Origin of the sequence: Tabrizicola oligotrophica (assembly GCF_011008935.1) — a bacterium.
GTDB classification, from domain to species: Bacteria; Pseudomonadota; Alphaproteobacteria; order Rhodobacterales; family Rhodobacteraceae; genus Tabrizicola_A; species Tabrizicola_A oligotrophica.
The window spans coordinates 14609-29174 of sequence record NZ_JAAIVJ010000001.1; the positions used below are offsets into that span (position 1 = coordinate 14609).

Genomic DNA, 14566 nt, shown 5'->3' on the forward strand with positions numbered 1-14566 from the left:
CCTAGACTTCACATGACAGCCCGGTGACGGGAATTTGCAGAGGATACCCATGGCGACGAACTCGGGCAGCGACAGCAAGAACACGCTTTACTGTTCCTTCTGCGGCAAAAGCCAGCATGAGGTGCGCAAGCTGATTGCAGGCCCCACCGTGTTCATCTGCGATGAATGCGTGGAACTCTGCATGGACATCATCCGGGAAGAGACCAAGGCCACGGGGCTGAAATCCAGCGATGGCGTTCCGACGCCGCGCGACATCTGCAAGGTGCTGGACGACTATGTGATCGGGCAGGAACATGCCAAGCGCGTGCTGTCGGTCGCGGTTCACAACCATTACAAGCGGCTCAATCATTCCTCGAAGACCGATATCGAGCTGTCGAAGTCGAACATCCTGCTGATCGGCCCGACCGGATGCGGCAAGACCCTGCTGGCCCAGACGCTGGCGCGGATTCTCGACGTGCCCTTCACCATGGCCGACGCCACCACGCTGACCGAAGCCGGCTATGTCGGCGAGGATGTGGAGAACATCATCCTCAAGCTGTTGCAGGCCAGCGAATACAACGTCGAGCGGGCGCAGCGCGGCATCGTCTATATCGACGAGGTCGACAAGATCACCCGCAAGTCGGACAACCCCTCGATCACCCGCGACGTGTCGGGCGAGGGCGTGCAGCAGGCGCTGCTGAAGATCATGGAAGGCACTGTCGCTTCGGTGCCGCCGCAGGGCGGGCGCAAGCATCCGCAGCAGGAATTCCTGCAGGTGGACACCACGAACATCCTGTTCATCTGCGGCGGGGCTTTCGCGGGTCTGGAAAAGATCATTGCGCATCGCAACAAGGGCTCGGGCATCGGCTTTGGCGCCGAGGTGAAAGACCCCGATGCGCGCGGCGCGGGGGAGCTGTTCAAGGAGCTGGAGCCGGAAGACCTGCTGAAATTCGGCCTGATCCCGGAATTCGTCGGCCGTCTGCCGGTGATTGCCACGCTGACCGATCTGGATGAGGCGGCGCTGATCATCATCCTGACCGAGCCGAAGAACGCGCTGGTGAAGCAATACCAGCGCCTCTTTGAGATCGAGGGCGTCAAGCTGACCTTCACCACCGATGCGCTCTCGGCCATCGCCAAGCGCGCCATCAAGCGCAAGACCGGCGCGCGCGGCCTGCGGTCGATCATGGAGGATATCCTGCTGGACACCATGTTCGAACTGCCGGGCATGGAAGGCGTCGAGGAAGTGGTGGTCAACGAGGAAGCGGTGAACAACGGCGCCAAACCGCTGATCGTGCACACCGAGGCCAAGAAGAAAGAACCGGCTGCGGCGGGCTGAGGCCCGGACCCGCGCGGCAAAAGGGGCAGGCCTTCGGGCCTGCCTTTTGCGTTTCGGGAGTTACCAGTGCGGGCGCCATCAAGCGTTCCTTGCTTGTCGGCAAGCCGTGCTGGGTGGCAGACTTTGCCGGCCGACGATCTGCGAGGGGCACTATGGACGACCAAGGGAAAACCCCTGACCTGCCGAAAGGCGCCGATCTTCTGGCCGAGGGGCGGCGGCTGACGCAGGACTGGACGGTGGGGCCCTCGGCGTTTCTCACCCATAACGGCGTGACCTCGGAACTGGACTACAAGCGGCAGGCGATGGCGGCGGGGCGGATCATGTGCCATGCCCAGATCGGCTGGCGCGAGCCGGCGCGCTCGATTGCCGCCTATGCCCGGATCTGGGAGGCAAGCGCGGCGCAGGGCCACCGGGTTGACCGCTACGGCCTGTGCCTTGACTGGTCGATGGCCCTGCCGCGCGCGCTGCGCGACAGGGGGATGCGCGGCACGGGCATGATCCTGCGCGGGGTGGAGGATTTCGTGGCGCTGGCCAATGCCGCGCCGGTGGCGGCGCATTTCGGCGATTTCGTGCTGGGCTTTCCGGCAGCGCTGGAGAACACGCAAGCCGCGCTGGCGGCGGGGGCGACGGCGATTGGCAATCTCGGGCAGTATTTCACCTTCCGCGTGCCGGGCCATGACGACGATGTCGAGGCGACGGCGGCGACCGTCACCGCGCTTGGCCTGATCGCGGCGCAGGCCCAGCCGGTCATGGTGCATTCCAACATCGACGACGGTTTTGCCGCGCAGTTCACCGATCTGGCCAATGCGCTGGGGATGATTCTGGTCGAGCGCGACATCGTGCAGGGTCTCGTCGGGGCGCCGATCGGCCATGCCTTCGGCCACCATTTCAGCGATCCTCTGGCCCGCATGGCCTTTCAGCGCGCGCTGGCAGAAGAAGGCGCCAGCCCCGGCACCATGGTTTACGGCAATACTACCAGTTACCGGGGTAGCCCGGCGCAGAACTGGGCCTCGCTCGCCAGCTATCTGATGGTCGATGCGCTGGGCCAGCGGCTGACGCCCTCGGGCCATGCCATCAACCCGGTGCCGGTGACGGAAAACGAGCGCATCCCGGATGTCGAGGAGGTGATCGAGGCGCAGGTGTTTGCCGGGCGGCTGATCGAGCAATCGGCGGGGTTTCCGCCGATGATCTCGGGCGAGTTGGTCGGCACCCTGACCGCCCGCCTGCGCGAAGGCGCCGCGCGGTTCCGCGCCGCGCTCTGGGCCGGGCTTGCGGCAGAGGGCATTGATTGCACGGATGTTTTCGCGGTGCTGCTGGCCTTGCGGCGCATGGGCGGGCGGCGGATCGAGACGGCCTATGGCGCGGGGCCGCCCGACCCTGCGGCACCCGGGGGCCGGGCGCCCGTGGTGGCCGCGACCATCCTTTCAGAGATTGCCGAGATGGCCCATGCGGCGCTCGGGGCCGCCGATCCGGCCCTGATCCCGGCGGTGCGCGGCCTGCGGGTGCTGGTGGCGACGACGGACGTGCATGAGCATGGCCGCATGGTGATCGAGGCGATGCTGAAGGGTCTCGGGGCCGAGGCGCTGGATGGCGGCACTTCGGTCGATCCTGGCCCGCTGGCGGCGCTGGCGGCGCGCGAGCGGCCGGATGCGATTGCGCTGTCGACCTACAATGGCGTCGCCCTGGGCTATTTCCGGGCGCTGAAGGCGGCCTTGGCGGCAGAGGGATTGCATATCCCGGTGCTGATCGGCGGGCGGCTGAACCAGATCCCGGAGGGGTCAAACTCCTCGCTGCCGATGGACGTGGCCGATACGCTGGCCGCCGAGGGCGCAAGGGTCTGCCGGGCGGCGGGCGATCTTGTCGCGGCGCTGGCCCGCGCATCGGCCAGGGGGGCGGGCAATCGGCCCTAGACCCGGCAAACCCGCCTGCTATAAGGGGCCAAACAGCCCGTGAGGTTCCCGATGAACTTTCTTCTGCGCCTTCTGACCTGGTGGAACGGCCAGACCCTTGGCACCCAGCTTTTCACCGCCCGCAAGGGGGTGAAGGTCGGCGAGGACGATCAGGGCAACGTGTTCTACCAGACCCGCGACGGCAAGCGGCGCTGGGTGATCTACAACGGCGAGAGCGAGGCAAGCCGCGTCTCGCCCGACTGGCACGGCTGGCTGCACTTCACCTGGAATGAGCCGCCGACCAAGGCGCCGCTGGCGCACAAGGTTTGGGAAAAGCCGCATCAGGAGAACCTGACCGGCACGCAGGCCGCCTATGCGCCCCCCGGCTCGATCCGGGCCGGTGCGCCGCTGGCGCGCGCCGATTACGAGGCATGGCAGCCCGAATAATGGCTGAAAATCGCGCAGAAGTGCTGGCAGGGGCTGCGGTTCTGGCCGCCGCCTTGGGCTTTCTCGGCTGGTCGCTGGGCGGTGACCGGCTGGCCGTCGGCGCGGGGAGCTATACGCTCACCGCCTCGTTCCGTTCGGTCGAGGGCATTCGGGCCGGGTCCGATGTGCGGCTGGCGGGGGTCAAGGTCGGCACCATCACCGCGCTCAGGCTGAACCCCGAGACCTTCTATGCCGATGCGGTGATTTCGGTCGATTCCAAGCTGCAATTGCCGACCGATTCCGCCATCCTGATTTCTTCCGAGGGCCTGCTTGGCGGCAATTTCGTCGAGCTGGTGCCGGGCGGAGCCGAAGAGATCCTCGCTCCCGGAGAGGAGATCGAGGATACGCAAGGGGCGGTCAGCCTGTTGAACCTCTTGATGAAGTGGATCGGCGGGTCGGAGGCGGAGTCGGATACAACCGGGGCGGCAACCGAATGAAACGGCTGACTTTTCTGCTTTGCCTTCTTGCCGCGCCCGCGCTGGCGCAAGAGATGGCCGACGCCCCCGGCGCGCAACTGCGCATCCTGGACAAGCTGACTGGCGAGGTCCAGGACGTCACGCTGGGACGCGGGCAGTCCATGGTCACGGGGCGGCTGACGGTGCAGCTTGATGCCTGCCGCTCGCCGGCCGACAACACCGTGGCCGAAGCCGACGCACATCTGACGATTCTTGACGCCGCCTCGCCGGATCCGGTCTTTGCCGGCTGGATGCTGGCCACTGCGCCGGCGCTGTCGGCGCTGGATCACCCGCGCTATGATGTCTGGGTGTTGCGCTGCGACGTGCCCGATCTGGCGCTGCCCACGGTCGAAGAGGCGGCCGCGCCCGAAGTCGAGCCCCCTGTTGAGGGCGAAGCGCCGGTCGAGGGCGACGGCGGCTGACCCTCGGGCGGATCGAACTCAGCCGTCAGCTGCAAGGCGGCCTGCAACTGCCGGTGATAGGCGGCGCGCGAAATTTCCTGCGCGCCGAGGCTGGCCAGATGCGGGGTGAGGAACTGGGTGTCGAACAGCCGGAACCCGCCCGCCCGCAACCGGAAGACCAGATGGGCAAGCGCGACCTTCGAGGCATCGGGAACCCGTGAAAACATCGACTCGCCAAAGAACGCCGCCCCCAATGTGACGCCGTAAACCCCGCCCACCAGCGCGCCCTCTTGCCAGACTTCAAGGCTGTGGGCATGGCCCATGGCGTGCAACTCTTGGTAAAGCTTCAGGATTTCGGCGTTGATCCAGGTTTCCGGCCGGTCGGCGCAGCCCGCCACTACGCCGGAGAAATCGCGGTCGGTGGTGATGGTGAACCGTCCCTGCCTGAGGGTGCGGGCAAGGCTGCGCGAGATGTGGAAGCCCTCCAGCGGAAAGACGCCGCGGCGGCGCGGGTCGATCCAGTGGATCTCGGCGCTGTCACGGGTTTCGGCCATGGGAAACACCCCCATGGCATAGGCGCGCAGCAAAAGCTCGGGGGTGATGCGAAGGGTCGGGTCGGACATGGGGCGATGCAAGAGCGTTTCGGCGGGCTTTGTCAAACCCCCCTGCGGCAGAAAGACGGCCAGAAAAGGCGAAGGGCGCCCGAAGGCGCCCCCCGAACATCAGGATACCGTCATTTCGAGAACTGGCTCTCCAGCCATTTTTCCAGCCAGTGAATGTTGTATTCCCCGGTCTGGATGTCCGGCTCGGCCAGAAGCATGTGGAAAAGCGGGATCGAGGTGTCGATGCCGTCGATGATGATTTCGCCCAGAGCGCGCTTCAGGCGGGCCAGGGCCTCGGGCCGGTCGCGGCCATGCACGATCAGCTTGCCGATCAGGCTGTCGTAATAGGGCGGGATGCGGTAGCCGTCATACAGCGCCGAGTCCATCCGCACCCCAAGACCCCCCGGGGCATGGTACTGCGTCACCTTGCCGGGGCAGGGCGAGAAGTTCGGGATCTTTTCGGCATTGATCCGCACTTCGATGCAGTGACCGTTGATCTCAAGGTCATCCTGCCCGAACGACATCTCCATGCCCGAGGCGACCCGGATCTGCTCGCGCACCAGATCCACCCCGAAGATGCCTTCGGTGACGGGGTGTTCCACCTGCAAGCGGGTGTTCATCTCGATGAAATAGAACTCGCCGTCCTCATAGAGGAACTCGATGGTGCCGGCGCCGATATAGTTGATCGCGGCCACGGCATCGGCGCAGGTCTTGCCGATTTTCGCCCGCATCGCGGGCGTGATGCAGGGGCCGGGGGCCTCTTCGAACACCTTCTGGTGGCGGCGCTGCAACGAGCAGTCGCGCTCGCCCAGATGCACCGCCTTGCCGCGGCCGTCGCCAAAGACCTGAATCTCGATATGGCGCGGTTTCTGCAGGTATTTCTCGATATAGACTTCATCGTTGCCGAAGGCCGATTTCGCCTCGGCCCGCGCGGTGCGGAAGGCGATTTCCAGCTCTTCGGGCGATTTCGCCACCTTCATGCCGCGTCCGCCGCCGCCGGCGGTGGCCTTGATGATGACCGGATACTTGATCTCGGCGGCCACTTTCAGCGCGGTCTCGAAATCCGGCACGCCGCCGTCTGACCCCGGCACTACCGGAATGCCAAGGTTTTTCGCGGTGTCCTTGGCGGTGATCTTGTCGCCCATGATGCGGATGTGTTCCGCCGAGGGTCCGATGAAGGTGATGCCGTGATCTTCCAGCGCCTGCGCGAAGCTGGCGTTTTCGCTAAGGAAGCCATAGCCCGGATGCACCGCCTGCGCGCCGGTGATCTCGCAGGCCGAGATGATCGCGGCCTTGGAAAGGTAGCTTTCGGAACTGGGCGCCGGGCCGATGCAGACGCTTTCGTCGGCCATCCGCACATGCATGGCGTCGGCATCGGCCGTCGAATGCACCGCGACCGACTTGATCCCCATCTCGCGGCAGGCGCGGATCACGCGGAGGGCGATCTCGCCCCGGTTGGCGATCAGGATTTTGTCGAACATGGGCTTACTCGATGATCATCAAGGGCGCGCCATATTCCACCGGATGCCCGTCGGTGACGAGAATCCGCTTCACCGTGCCGGATTTCGGCGCGGGAATGTGGTTCATGGTCTTCATCGCCTCGATGATGAGCACGGTCTGGCCTTCGGTGACGGTGGCGCCGACGGTGACGAAGGCGGAGGCACCCGGTTCGGGCGACAGATAGCAGGTGCCGACCATCGGCGAGGTCACGGCGCCGGGGTGCTGGGCGGGGTCCTCATGGGCAACCGGCGCGGCAGCAGCAGCCGGGGCGGCAGCGGGGGCATGGGCCACCGGGGCGGCATGCACCACCGGCGCGGGCGCCATCTGCACTACGGTCGCCTGCTTGACGACGCGCACATCAAGGCTGTCATCTTCGCCATATTCGCGCTTGACGGAAAGCTCGGTCAGTTCATTCTTGTTCAGAAGTTCTGCCAGCGCCGAGATGAAGGCCACATCGGCCTCAGACGTGTTCTTGCTCATGCCGTCCTCTGTTGACGTGTCGGGGCCTTGCTTGGGCCGCCCTTGGATCAGCCGTCGTTATAGGGCTTCGGGGCGGGGGAAGGAAGCCCCGAATGGGTTCGGCCCAATCTGGTGCCGCTAGCATTTTACCATTTGATAAAAAAATCGACCTGTGGCAGCCTGATGCCATAAAAGCCAAGCCAATGGGAGGTTCCACCTTGTCCAACAGCCCGCTGACCCCCGGAGTCGTTGCCGGACGTCTGCCCGCCGCGACCCTTGCCGGCAATTTCTCCGATCACGAGCCCGCGCTTGACCGTCACGAAGCGCGGGTGGCGGCCGATCGCTGCTACTTCTGCCACGACGCGCCCTGCATGACGGCCTGTCCGACCGGAATCGACATTCCGCTGTTCATCCGCCAGATCGCCACCGGCACGCCCGAGGCGGCGGCAAAGACCATCTTCGGCCAGAACATTCTTGGCGGCATGTGCGCGCGCGTCTGCCCGACCGAGACGCTGTGCGAGGAGGTCTGCGTGCGCGAGACCGCCGAGGGCAAGCCGGTGGAGATCGGCCGGCTGCAACGCTTTGCCACCGATACGCTGATGGCGAAGGGCGCGCATCCCTTCACCCGCGCGCCGGCGACCGGCAAGACGGTGGCGGTGGTCGGGGCGGGGCCGGCGGGGCTGGCCTGCGCGCACCGGCTGGCGATGAAGGGGCATGAGGTGGTGATCCATGACGCCCGCCCCAAGGCCGGGGGGCTGAACGAATACGGCATCGCCAGCTACAAGGCGACGGATGACTTTGCCGCGCGCGAGGTGGACTGGCTGTTGAAGATCGGCGGCATCACGGTGAAAACCGGCACCGCGCTGGGGCGCGATGTGTCGCTGGCCGAACTGCAAAAGAACTATGACGCGGTGTTTCTGGGCATGGGTCTGGCCGGGGTGAATGCCCTGCGCTGCCCCGGCGAGGACGGGCCGAACGTGCGCACCGCCGTCGACTTCATTGCCGAACTGCGCCAGCAGCCGGACCGGGCGAAGCTCGCCATCGGCCGCGACGTGGTGGTGATCGGCGGCGGCATGACGGCGGTGGATGCGGCGGTGCAGTCGAAACTCCTCGGGGCCGAGACTGTCACCATCGTCTATCGCCGGGGGCAAGAGAAGATGAGCGCCTCGGGCCATGAGCAGGAACACGCCACCAGCGCCGGGGTGCGGATCGTCACCCATGCCGCGCCGGTCGCGGTGCGCGGCAACGAAGTGGAGTTCGCCTATACCGCCGAAGGGCTGGGCGGGCTTGAACTGACACAGGAAACCTTCCGCCTGCGGGCGGACCAGTTGTTCAAGGCCATCGGCCAGACCCTTGCCGGCGCACCGGAGGGGCTGAGGCTGGAGGGCGGCAAGATTGCGGTCGATGCCACCGGCGCGACCAGCCTCAAGGGCATCTGGGCGGGGGGCGACTGTGCGACGGGGGGCGAGGATCTGACCGTCACCGGCGTCAAGCAGGGCCGCGATGCGGCGGAAAGCATTCATGCGGCATTGATGGGCTAAGGGGGAAACATCATGGCAAATCTGCAATCGAATTTCGTCGGCATCAAATCCCCCAACCCGTTCTGGCTGGCTTCGGCGCCGCCGACCGACAAGAAGGTGAACGTCGAGCGCGCGTTTGAGGCGGGCTGGGGCGGGGTGGTGTGGAAGACCCTCGGCTCCGAAGGCCCGCCGGTCGTCAACGTCAACGGCCCGCGCTATGGCGCGATCTGGGGGGCGGACCGCCGGCTTCTGGGGCTGAACAACATCGAACTCATCACCGACCGCCCGCTGCAAGTGAACCTGCAGGAGATCAAGGAGGTCAAGCGCAAGTGGAAGGACCGCGCGCTGGTCATTTCGCTGATGGTGCCCTGCGACGAGGAGTCGTGGAAAGACATCCTGCACCGCATCGAGGACACCGAGGCCGACGGGGTGGAACTGAACTTCGGCTGTCCGCATGGCATGGCCGAACGCGGCATGGGCTCGGCGGTGGGGCAGGTGCCGGAATATATCGAGATGGTCACGCGCTGGGTGAAGCAATATTCGCGCATGCCCTGCATCGTGAAGCTGACGCCGAACATCACCGATGTCAGGAAGCCCGCCGAAGCGGCCAAACGCGGCGGCGCCGATGCGGTCAGTCTCATCAACACCATCAACTCGATCACCTCGGTCAATCTCGACAGCTTCAGCCCCGAGCCGATGATCGACGGCAAGGGCACCCATGGCGGCTATTGCGGCCCGGCGGTGAAGCCGATCGCGATGAACATGGTGGCCGAGATTGCCCGCAGCCCGGCCACCGCAGGCCTGCCGATTTCCGGCATCGGCGGCATCACCACCTGGCGCGACGCGGCCGAATTCATGGCGCTTGGCGCGGGCAACGTGCAGGTCTGCACCGCGGCGATGACCTATGGCTTCAAGATCGTGCAGGAGATGATCTCGGGCCTGTCGCAATACATTGACGACAAGGGCTTTGCCGGCACTGCCGATCTGGTGGGCCGCGCGGTGCCGAATGTCACCGACTGGCAGTATCTGAACCTGAACTACGTCACCAAGGCCGTGATCAATCAGGATGACTGCATCAAGTGCGGCCGCTGCTTTGCGGCTTGCGAGGACACCAGCCATCAGGCGATTGCGATGTCCGAGGACCGCACCTTCACGGTCAAAGATGACGAATGCGTCGCCTGCAACCTTTGCGTCAACGTCTGCCCGGTGGACAATTGCATCACCATGAAGACCCTGCCGAAAGGCGCGCTGGACGAGCGCACCGGCCGCACGGTGGGCGACTACGCCAACTGGACGACGCATCCGAACAATCCGTCGGCACGGGCGGCGGAGTAAGACCTTTCGCCCTCCCCGGTCAAGGCCGGGGAGGGGGCTAGGAAAAAGCGCAAGCCATGTTAACCTTTTCGGCATTTGGCCCGCTCTGGCGGGTCGCATGACGAGGGGGGCGGACATGGCTTTGATTTCAGGAACGAACCTGCCGGATATTCTGACCGGCACCATCGAAAACGACACGCTGCGCGGCCTGCTGGCCGACGATGTGCTTTATGGCTTTGACGGCAATGACGTGCTGGAAGGCGGCGCAGGCGAGGATTTCCTTTATGGCGGCTCGGGCTGGGATATCGCCAGCTATGCCAATGCGACGGCGGGGCTGACGCTGAACCTCGTGGAGCCGGCGTTTTCCACCGGCGATGCGGCGGGGGATGTGACGATCTCGATCGAGGAATACCTGCTGACCGGCTTCAACGACATCGCCATCGGCAGCGCGCGGGCCGATGTGATCCGCGGCGGTGCGGGCAAGGATCTGTTGCAGGGCGGGGCCGGCAATGACACGCTGTCGGGCGATGGCGGGGCCGATACTCTGATGGGTGGGGCAGGGGCCGACCGACTGCAAGGCGGAGCCGGCGTCGACGTGGCCTCCTACCTCGACGCCGATCTGGCGGTGGTGATCAACCTTGGCACGCTGGCCTTTTCGGGCGGAGCGGCAGGGGACACGCTGGTTTCAATCGAGCGGTTGGTGCTGTCGAGCCTTGCCGATGCGGTGACGCTGGCCGGGGCGGTCGGCCATGTCGAGGGCGGGGCGGGCAACGATACCGTGCTGGGCCGGAACGGGGCGGATTCGCTCTTTGGCGGCGCGGGCGTCGACATCCTTGAGGGCCTCGGCGGCGATGACCTGCTCAGCGCGGACGGTCACGCCAGCGGCGGCGCTGCCCAGTTCTTCGAACAGCTGCTCGGCGGTGCGGGCAATGACACGCTTCTTGGCGGTGTGGGCGGGGCGATCCTGATGGGCGATGCCGGCAATGACCAGTTGCGCGGCGAAGGCGGCAATGACGCGCTGATCGGCGGCTTTGGCGCCGACACGCTGAACGGCGGCGCCGGGATCGACAGCGTGTCCTATGACGAGGAGGCGACGGTCAACATGGCCGATCAGACCGGCAATGCCGGGGCGGCGCTTGGCGATCGGCTGATCTCGATCGAAGCGTTGACGCTGGCGGGCGGCGGCACCTACATCGGCGGCACGCAGGCGGTCAGGGTCGATGGTTCGGGAGGCAGTCTTGCCGCCTTTGCCGGGGCGGGGGCCGAAACGTTCGTCAATGTGCAGGTCGTCGATTACGGCAACGCCACGACGGGTATCACCTTCGCCTGCGTTGCCGGCACCATCCCCCTTGTCGGCGGCGGTGGCGCGGCGGGCGACGTGCTGGAGGGGGCGCCGCAAGAGCTTGTGCTGTCAGGCTTTGACGATGAGGTGGATCTGACCGGCTCACTTCTTGCCACTTTCAATGCCACCACGGGCGACGGCGACGATCGCATTGTTCTGGACTCGCAGTTCGGCGAATTCGTGACCGGCAATGGCAATGACAGCATCCTCGGCGGCGCCGGCACCTCGACATTCGATCTTGGCGAGGGCAGCGATTTCGTCAGTCTGGGGGGCGTCGGGGCGAGCTTTACCATTCAGGGAGGCGCGGGCGCGGACAGCATTTCGGCCGGCCTGTTCGACAGTGCCATGATCGATGGCGGTTCCGGCGATGATACGCTCGACGCCACTGGCGGCTCGGCGACGCTGACGGGCGGCATCGGCAACGACAACCTCACGTTGATCTCAGCCAATGCCCTGGCCGGATTGCCCTTGGCCGATGGCGGCGCGGGCAATGACTCGATCACCGGCACCGCCTTTGTCGGCAGCTTTCTTGGCGGCGAGGGCAATGACATCCTGACTGTCACGGCGCTTCTGGTCTCGGCGGGCCGGGTCATCGTCGATGGCGGGGCAGGCAATGACATCATCACGCTGGACAGTGACGCGCCCGACTCGGTGCTGCCGGCCGAAGCGACCGAAGTGCGGGGCGGGGCGGGGGATGACACTATCAACGGGCTGTTCAGCGCGCTGGGGCTGGCCTTTGAACATTTCGTCTTTGAAACCGGCTGGGGGATCGACGAACTGAACGGCTTCGAGATGGCCTCGGACGATCGGATCGTGTTTGACGGCATCACCGGGCTGGATGCCGGCACGTTGGCTGTCACCGAAAACCTTGCCGGCAACACGGTGCTGTCCTTTGACGGCAACAGCGTCGAAATCGTCGGGCTGGCACTGTCCGCTTTCGACATCGGGAGGGTCGATTTCCTCTGACTGGCCGCCGCAATTGTCCGGCTGCGGGTGGCTAGGAATTTGCCAATCCCGTGCTAATCTTTCAGCATTTGGACCGGGTGGCCCGGCGGATTTCAGGGGCCCGCCCGCACAGGGGGAACATCGTCATGGCCTTGATTACCGGGACCGACCTGCCGGACATTCTGACTGGCACGGTCGACAGCGACACCCTTCGCGGACTGTTGTCCGATGACATTCTTTATGGCTTTGATGGCCACGATCTGCTGGAGGGCGGCGCCGGCGACGACACGCTGAACGGCGGATCGGGCAATGACACGCTGGACGGCGGCGCGGGCGAGGATTTCTTCTATGGCGGCTCGGGCATCGACACGCTGAGCTATCGCAGCGGCGCCGCGGGGCTGACGCTGAACCTTGTGGACCCGTCGCTGTCGACGGGCGAGGCGACAGGCGATTTCTTCTTTTCGATCGAACAGTTCGTGCTGACCGGCTTCAACGACATCGCCCTTGGCGGCAGGCTCTCCGACAACATCCGCGGCGGCGGCGGCAATGACTTCCTGTCGGGTGGCGGCAATGCCGACTTGCTGTTCGGCGATGCCGGGGTCGACACGCTGGAGGGCGGGGCCGGCGCCGATGTTCTCGACGGCGGGGCGGGGTTCGATCTGGCTTCTTATGCCGGGGCCAACGCGGCGCTTGCGCTGAACCTTGTTGACGGCCTGCTGAACGGCGAGGCGGAGGGCGACCAGTGGATCGCCATCGAGGGCCTGCGGCTTTCGGCCTTTGGCGATCTGGTGATGCTGGCTGGCACCATCGCCCATGTCGAAGGTGGCGCGGGCAACGACACGCTGACAGGCGCGGCGCTGGGCGATGCGCTATATGGCGGCGCCGGAGAAGACCGGTTGCAGGGGCTGGCGGGCAATGACCGGCTTTACGGCGGCATTCTCACTCCGGGTTTCAGCGCCGAACTTGATCAGCTTTATGGCGGCCTTGGCAATGACTCGCTGTATGGCGGTCTGGGCAACGGCATGCTGGACGGCGGCGAGGGCCGGGACCTGCTGCGCGGCGAGGCGGGCGATGACACGCTGGTCGGTGGGGCCGGGGCCGATGTGCTGAACGGCGGCACCGGCAATGACCGGGTGATCTACACCAGCCTAGTGCGGCTTGACATGACCGACCGCACGCTTTCCACGGGCGATGCGCTGAACGACCGGCTGATCGACGTCGAACATGTGGTGTTTCAGGCGCAGGGCCTGCACGACTATGTCGGCAGCGCGCAGGCGATGACGGTGGAGGCCGGGCTTGGCGCCAGCGTGAACGCGCTTGCCGGCACCGGGGTTGAAACCTTCATCGGCATGGCGCTGGTCGATTTCAGCGCCATGGCAGCGGGCGTGGCGTTCAGCGCTGCGGTGGACGGTGTGCTGCATGAAACCGGCGTGCTGTCGGGGGATACCTTGCAGAACTGCGACCGGCTGATCTTCACGGACTTCGCCGATCAGGTGACGCTGACCTCGCGGGACGGGGTGACATTCCTCGCCGATTTTGCCGGAGGCGCTGACAGCCTCACGCTGACCGGCTTCGGAATGAGGTTCGACGTCGACACCGGCACTGGCGATGACACGGTTTCGGGGGCGTCGATGGAGGCCGATCTCGTGCTGGGCGAGGGGGATGATCTTGTGGATGTCATCAGTTGGTTCGGCCACTACTACGGTGCGCATGTCTATGGTGGGCTTGGCAGCGACGAAATCCATCTCAGCAATTTCGGCCTGACGTTCGTTGACGCCGGTGACGGCGATGATCTGGTGGATGTGGATGTCATCAGCGCAACCAGTCAGATATCGGTTCTGGCCGGGGCTGGCAATGACGAGATCACCGGCTCCTCCTTCTTCGGCAGCTATTTCGGTGGCGAGGGTGATGACCTGATGAACATCTTCTGTCTTGTCATTGCGGGCGGTAGCTGCGGCGTCGATGGCGGGGCTGGCGATGACATTATCAACATGACCGGCATCACGGTGGATTCCCAGATTACTGGCCCGACGGTCACGGTGATCGGGGGCGCCGGGAACGACACGATCAACGGGCTGTCCTCCACCCCGATCACGCATGAGGTGTTCGAGTTCGGGTTCGACTGGGGGAATGACATGCTGGTCGGGTTCGATGCGGCTTTGGGCGACCGGATTCTGTTCCGGTCCGTTGGCGGGTTGGAGGAATCCACGCTGGACGTGACGGGCGACACCAGCCACACCCTGCTGACGTATCTGGACAGCACCATCTACATCGAAAACCTGAACGTCGCTGATTTCAACTTCGGCCTCGTCCAATTCGTGACCTAAGCGCCGGGCGG

Annotated in this window: 11 protein-coding genes and 1 pseudogene; 9 read left to right on the forward strand and 3 right to left on the reverse strand. The window is 65.3% G+C overall.

All coding sequences use genetic code 11. The annotated features are described in order from the left end of the window. Positions 1–49: 49 nt before the first annotated feature. From clpX to G4Z14_RS00095, 5 genes and pseudogenes are all read left to right on the forward strand, one after another. Positions 50–1315 carry an ATP-dependent Clp protease ATP-binding subunit ClpX gene (gene clpX, locus G4Z14_RS00075; RefSeq protein ID WP_164622706.1) on the forward strand — a complete coding sequence of 422 codons (1266 nt, stop codon included), beginning with the start codon at positions 50–52 and terminating at the stop codon, positions 1313–1315. A gap of 152 nt (positions 1316–1467) precedes the next feature. Continuing rightward, a complete protein-coding gene (locus tag G4Z14_RS00080; protein ID WP_164622707.1) occupies positions 1468–3225 on the forward strand; it encodes a cobalamin-dependent protein in 1758 nt (585 codons plus the stop codon). A gap of 51 nt (positions 3226–3276) precedes the next feature. Continuing rightward, positions 3277–3651 (forward strand): NADH:ubiquinone oxidoreductase subunit NDUFA12, encoded by a 375-nt coding sequence (locus G4Z14_RS00085; protein ID WP_164622708.1) that lies wholly within the window; start codon positions 3277–3279, stop codon positions 3649–3651. Beyond that, the gene (gene mlaD / locus G4Z14_RS00090; protein WP_164622709.1) at positions 3651–4127 is read left to right on the forward strand and encodes an outer membrane lipid asymmetry maintenance protein MlaD; all 477 of its coding nucleotides are present in this window, start codon (positions 3651–3653) and stop codon (positions 4125–4127) included. The genes G4Z14_RS00085 and mlaD overlap by 1 nt, the downstream gene beginning before the upstream one ends. Positions 4128–4180: 53 nt before the next feature. After that, positions 4181–4405 (forward strand): annotated as a pseudogene (locus G4Z14_RS00095) (DUF2155 domain-containing protein); the annotation flags it as partial. A 35-nt stretch (positions 4406–4440) separates the two neighbouring features. Here G4Z14_RS00095 and aat read toward each other — a convergent pair. The 3 genes from aat to accB all read right to left on the reverse strand — a co-directional run bounded on the left by aat (position 4441) and on the right by accB (position 7128). Further along, positions 4441–5169, reverse strand: coding sequence for a leucyl/phenylalanyl-tRNA--protein transferase (gene aat / locus G4Z14_RS00100; protein ID WP_164622710.1), 729 nt, complete (start codon positions 5167–5169; stop codon positions 4441–4443). 110 nt (positions 5170–5279) lie between these two features. Continuing rightward, a complete protein-coding gene (gene accC / locus G4Z14_RS00105) occupies positions 5280–6629 on the reverse strand; it encodes an acetyl-CoA carboxylase biotin carboxylase subunit (protein ID WP_164622711.1) in 1350 nt (449 codons plus the stop codon). Between the two features lie 4 nt (positions 6630–6633). Beyond that, entirely contained in the window at positions 6634–7128 is a 495-nt protein-coding gene (gene accB / locus G4Z14_RS00110; RefSeq protein ID WP_164622712.1) for an acetyl-CoA carboxylase biotin carboxyl carrier protein, read from the reverse strand. A gap of 182 nt (positions 7129–7310) precedes the next feature. On the opposite strand from accB, the gene G4Z14_RS00115 reads away from it, so the two are divergent. From G4Z14_RS00115 to G4Z14_RS00130, 4 genes are all read left to right on the forward strand, one after another. Then, complete coding sequence (locus G4Z14_RS00115) at positions 7311–8648, forward strand: NAD(P)-dependent oxidoreductase (protein ID WP_164622713.1); 1338 nt, start codon at positions 7311–7313, stop codon at positions 8646–8648. 12 nt (positions 8649–8660) lie between these two features. After that, entirely contained in the window at positions 8661–9962 is a 1302-nt protein-coding gene (gene preA / locus G4Z14_RS00120) for an NAD-dependent dihydropyrimidine dehydrogenase subunit PreA (protein ID WP_164622714.1), read from the forward strand. Between the two features lie 115 nt (positions 9963–10077). Then, positions 10078–12249 (forward strand): calcium-binding protein, encoded by a 2172-nt coding sequence (locus G4Z14_RS00125; protein WP_164622715.1) that lies wholly within the window; start codon positions 10078–10080, stop codon positions 12247–12249. A gap of 125 nt (positions 12250–12374) precedes the next feature. Further along, positions 12375–14555: a calcium-binding protein gene (locus tag G4Z14_RS00130; protein WP_164622716.1), complete on the forward strand. Its 2181-nt coding sequence runs from the start codon at positions 12375–12377 to the stop codon at positions 14553–14555. Positions 14556–14566: the final 11 nt, after the last annotated feature.

Excerpts from the sequence above, each read along its gene's own strand:
- clpX (WP_164622706.1), top strand. The coding sequence starts at position 50 with ATGGCGACGAACTCGGGCAGCGACAGCAAGAACACGCTTTACTGTTCC.
- G4Z14_RS00080 (WP_164622707.1), top strand. The coding sequence starts at position 1,468 with ATGGACGACCAAGGGAAAACCCCTGACCTGCCGAAAGGCGCCGATCTT.
- G4Z14_RS00085 (WP_164622708.1), top strand. The coding sequence starts at position 3,277 with ATGAACTTTCTTCTGCGCCTTCTGACCTGGTGGAACGGCCAGACCCTT.
- mlaD (WP_164622709.1), top strand. The coding sequence starts at position 3,651 with ATGGCTGAAAATCGCGCAGAAGTGCTGGCAGGGGCTGCGGTTCTGGCC.
- aat (WP_164622710.1), bottom strand. The coding sequence starts at position 5,169 with ATGTCCGACCCGACCCTTCGCATCACCCCCGAGCTTTTGCTGCGCGCC.
- accC (WP_164622711.1), bottom strand. The coding sequence starts at position 6,629 with ATGTTCGACAAAATCCTGATCGCCAACCGGGGCGAGATCGCCCTCCGC.
- accB (WP_164622712.1), bottom strand. The coding sequence starts at position 7,128 with ATGAGCAAGAACACGTCTGAGGCCGATGTGGCCTTCATCTCGGCGCTG.
- G4Z14_RS00115 (WP_164622713.1), top strand. The coding sequence starts at position 7,311 with ATGGGAGGTTCCACCTTGTCCAACAGCCCGCTGACCCCCGGAGTCGTT.
- preA (WP_164622714.1), top strand. The coding sequence starts at position 8,661 with ATGGCAAATCTGCAATCGAATTTCGTCGGCATCAAATCCCCCAACCCG.
- G4Z14_RS00125 (WP_164622715.1), top strand. The coding sequence starts at position 10,078 with ATGGCTTTGATTTCAGGAACGAACCTGCCGGATATTCTGACCGGCACC.
- G4Z14_RS00130 (WP_164622716.1), top strand. The coding sequence starts at position 12,375 with ATGGCCTTGATTACCGGGACCGACCTGCCGGACATTCTGACTGGCACG.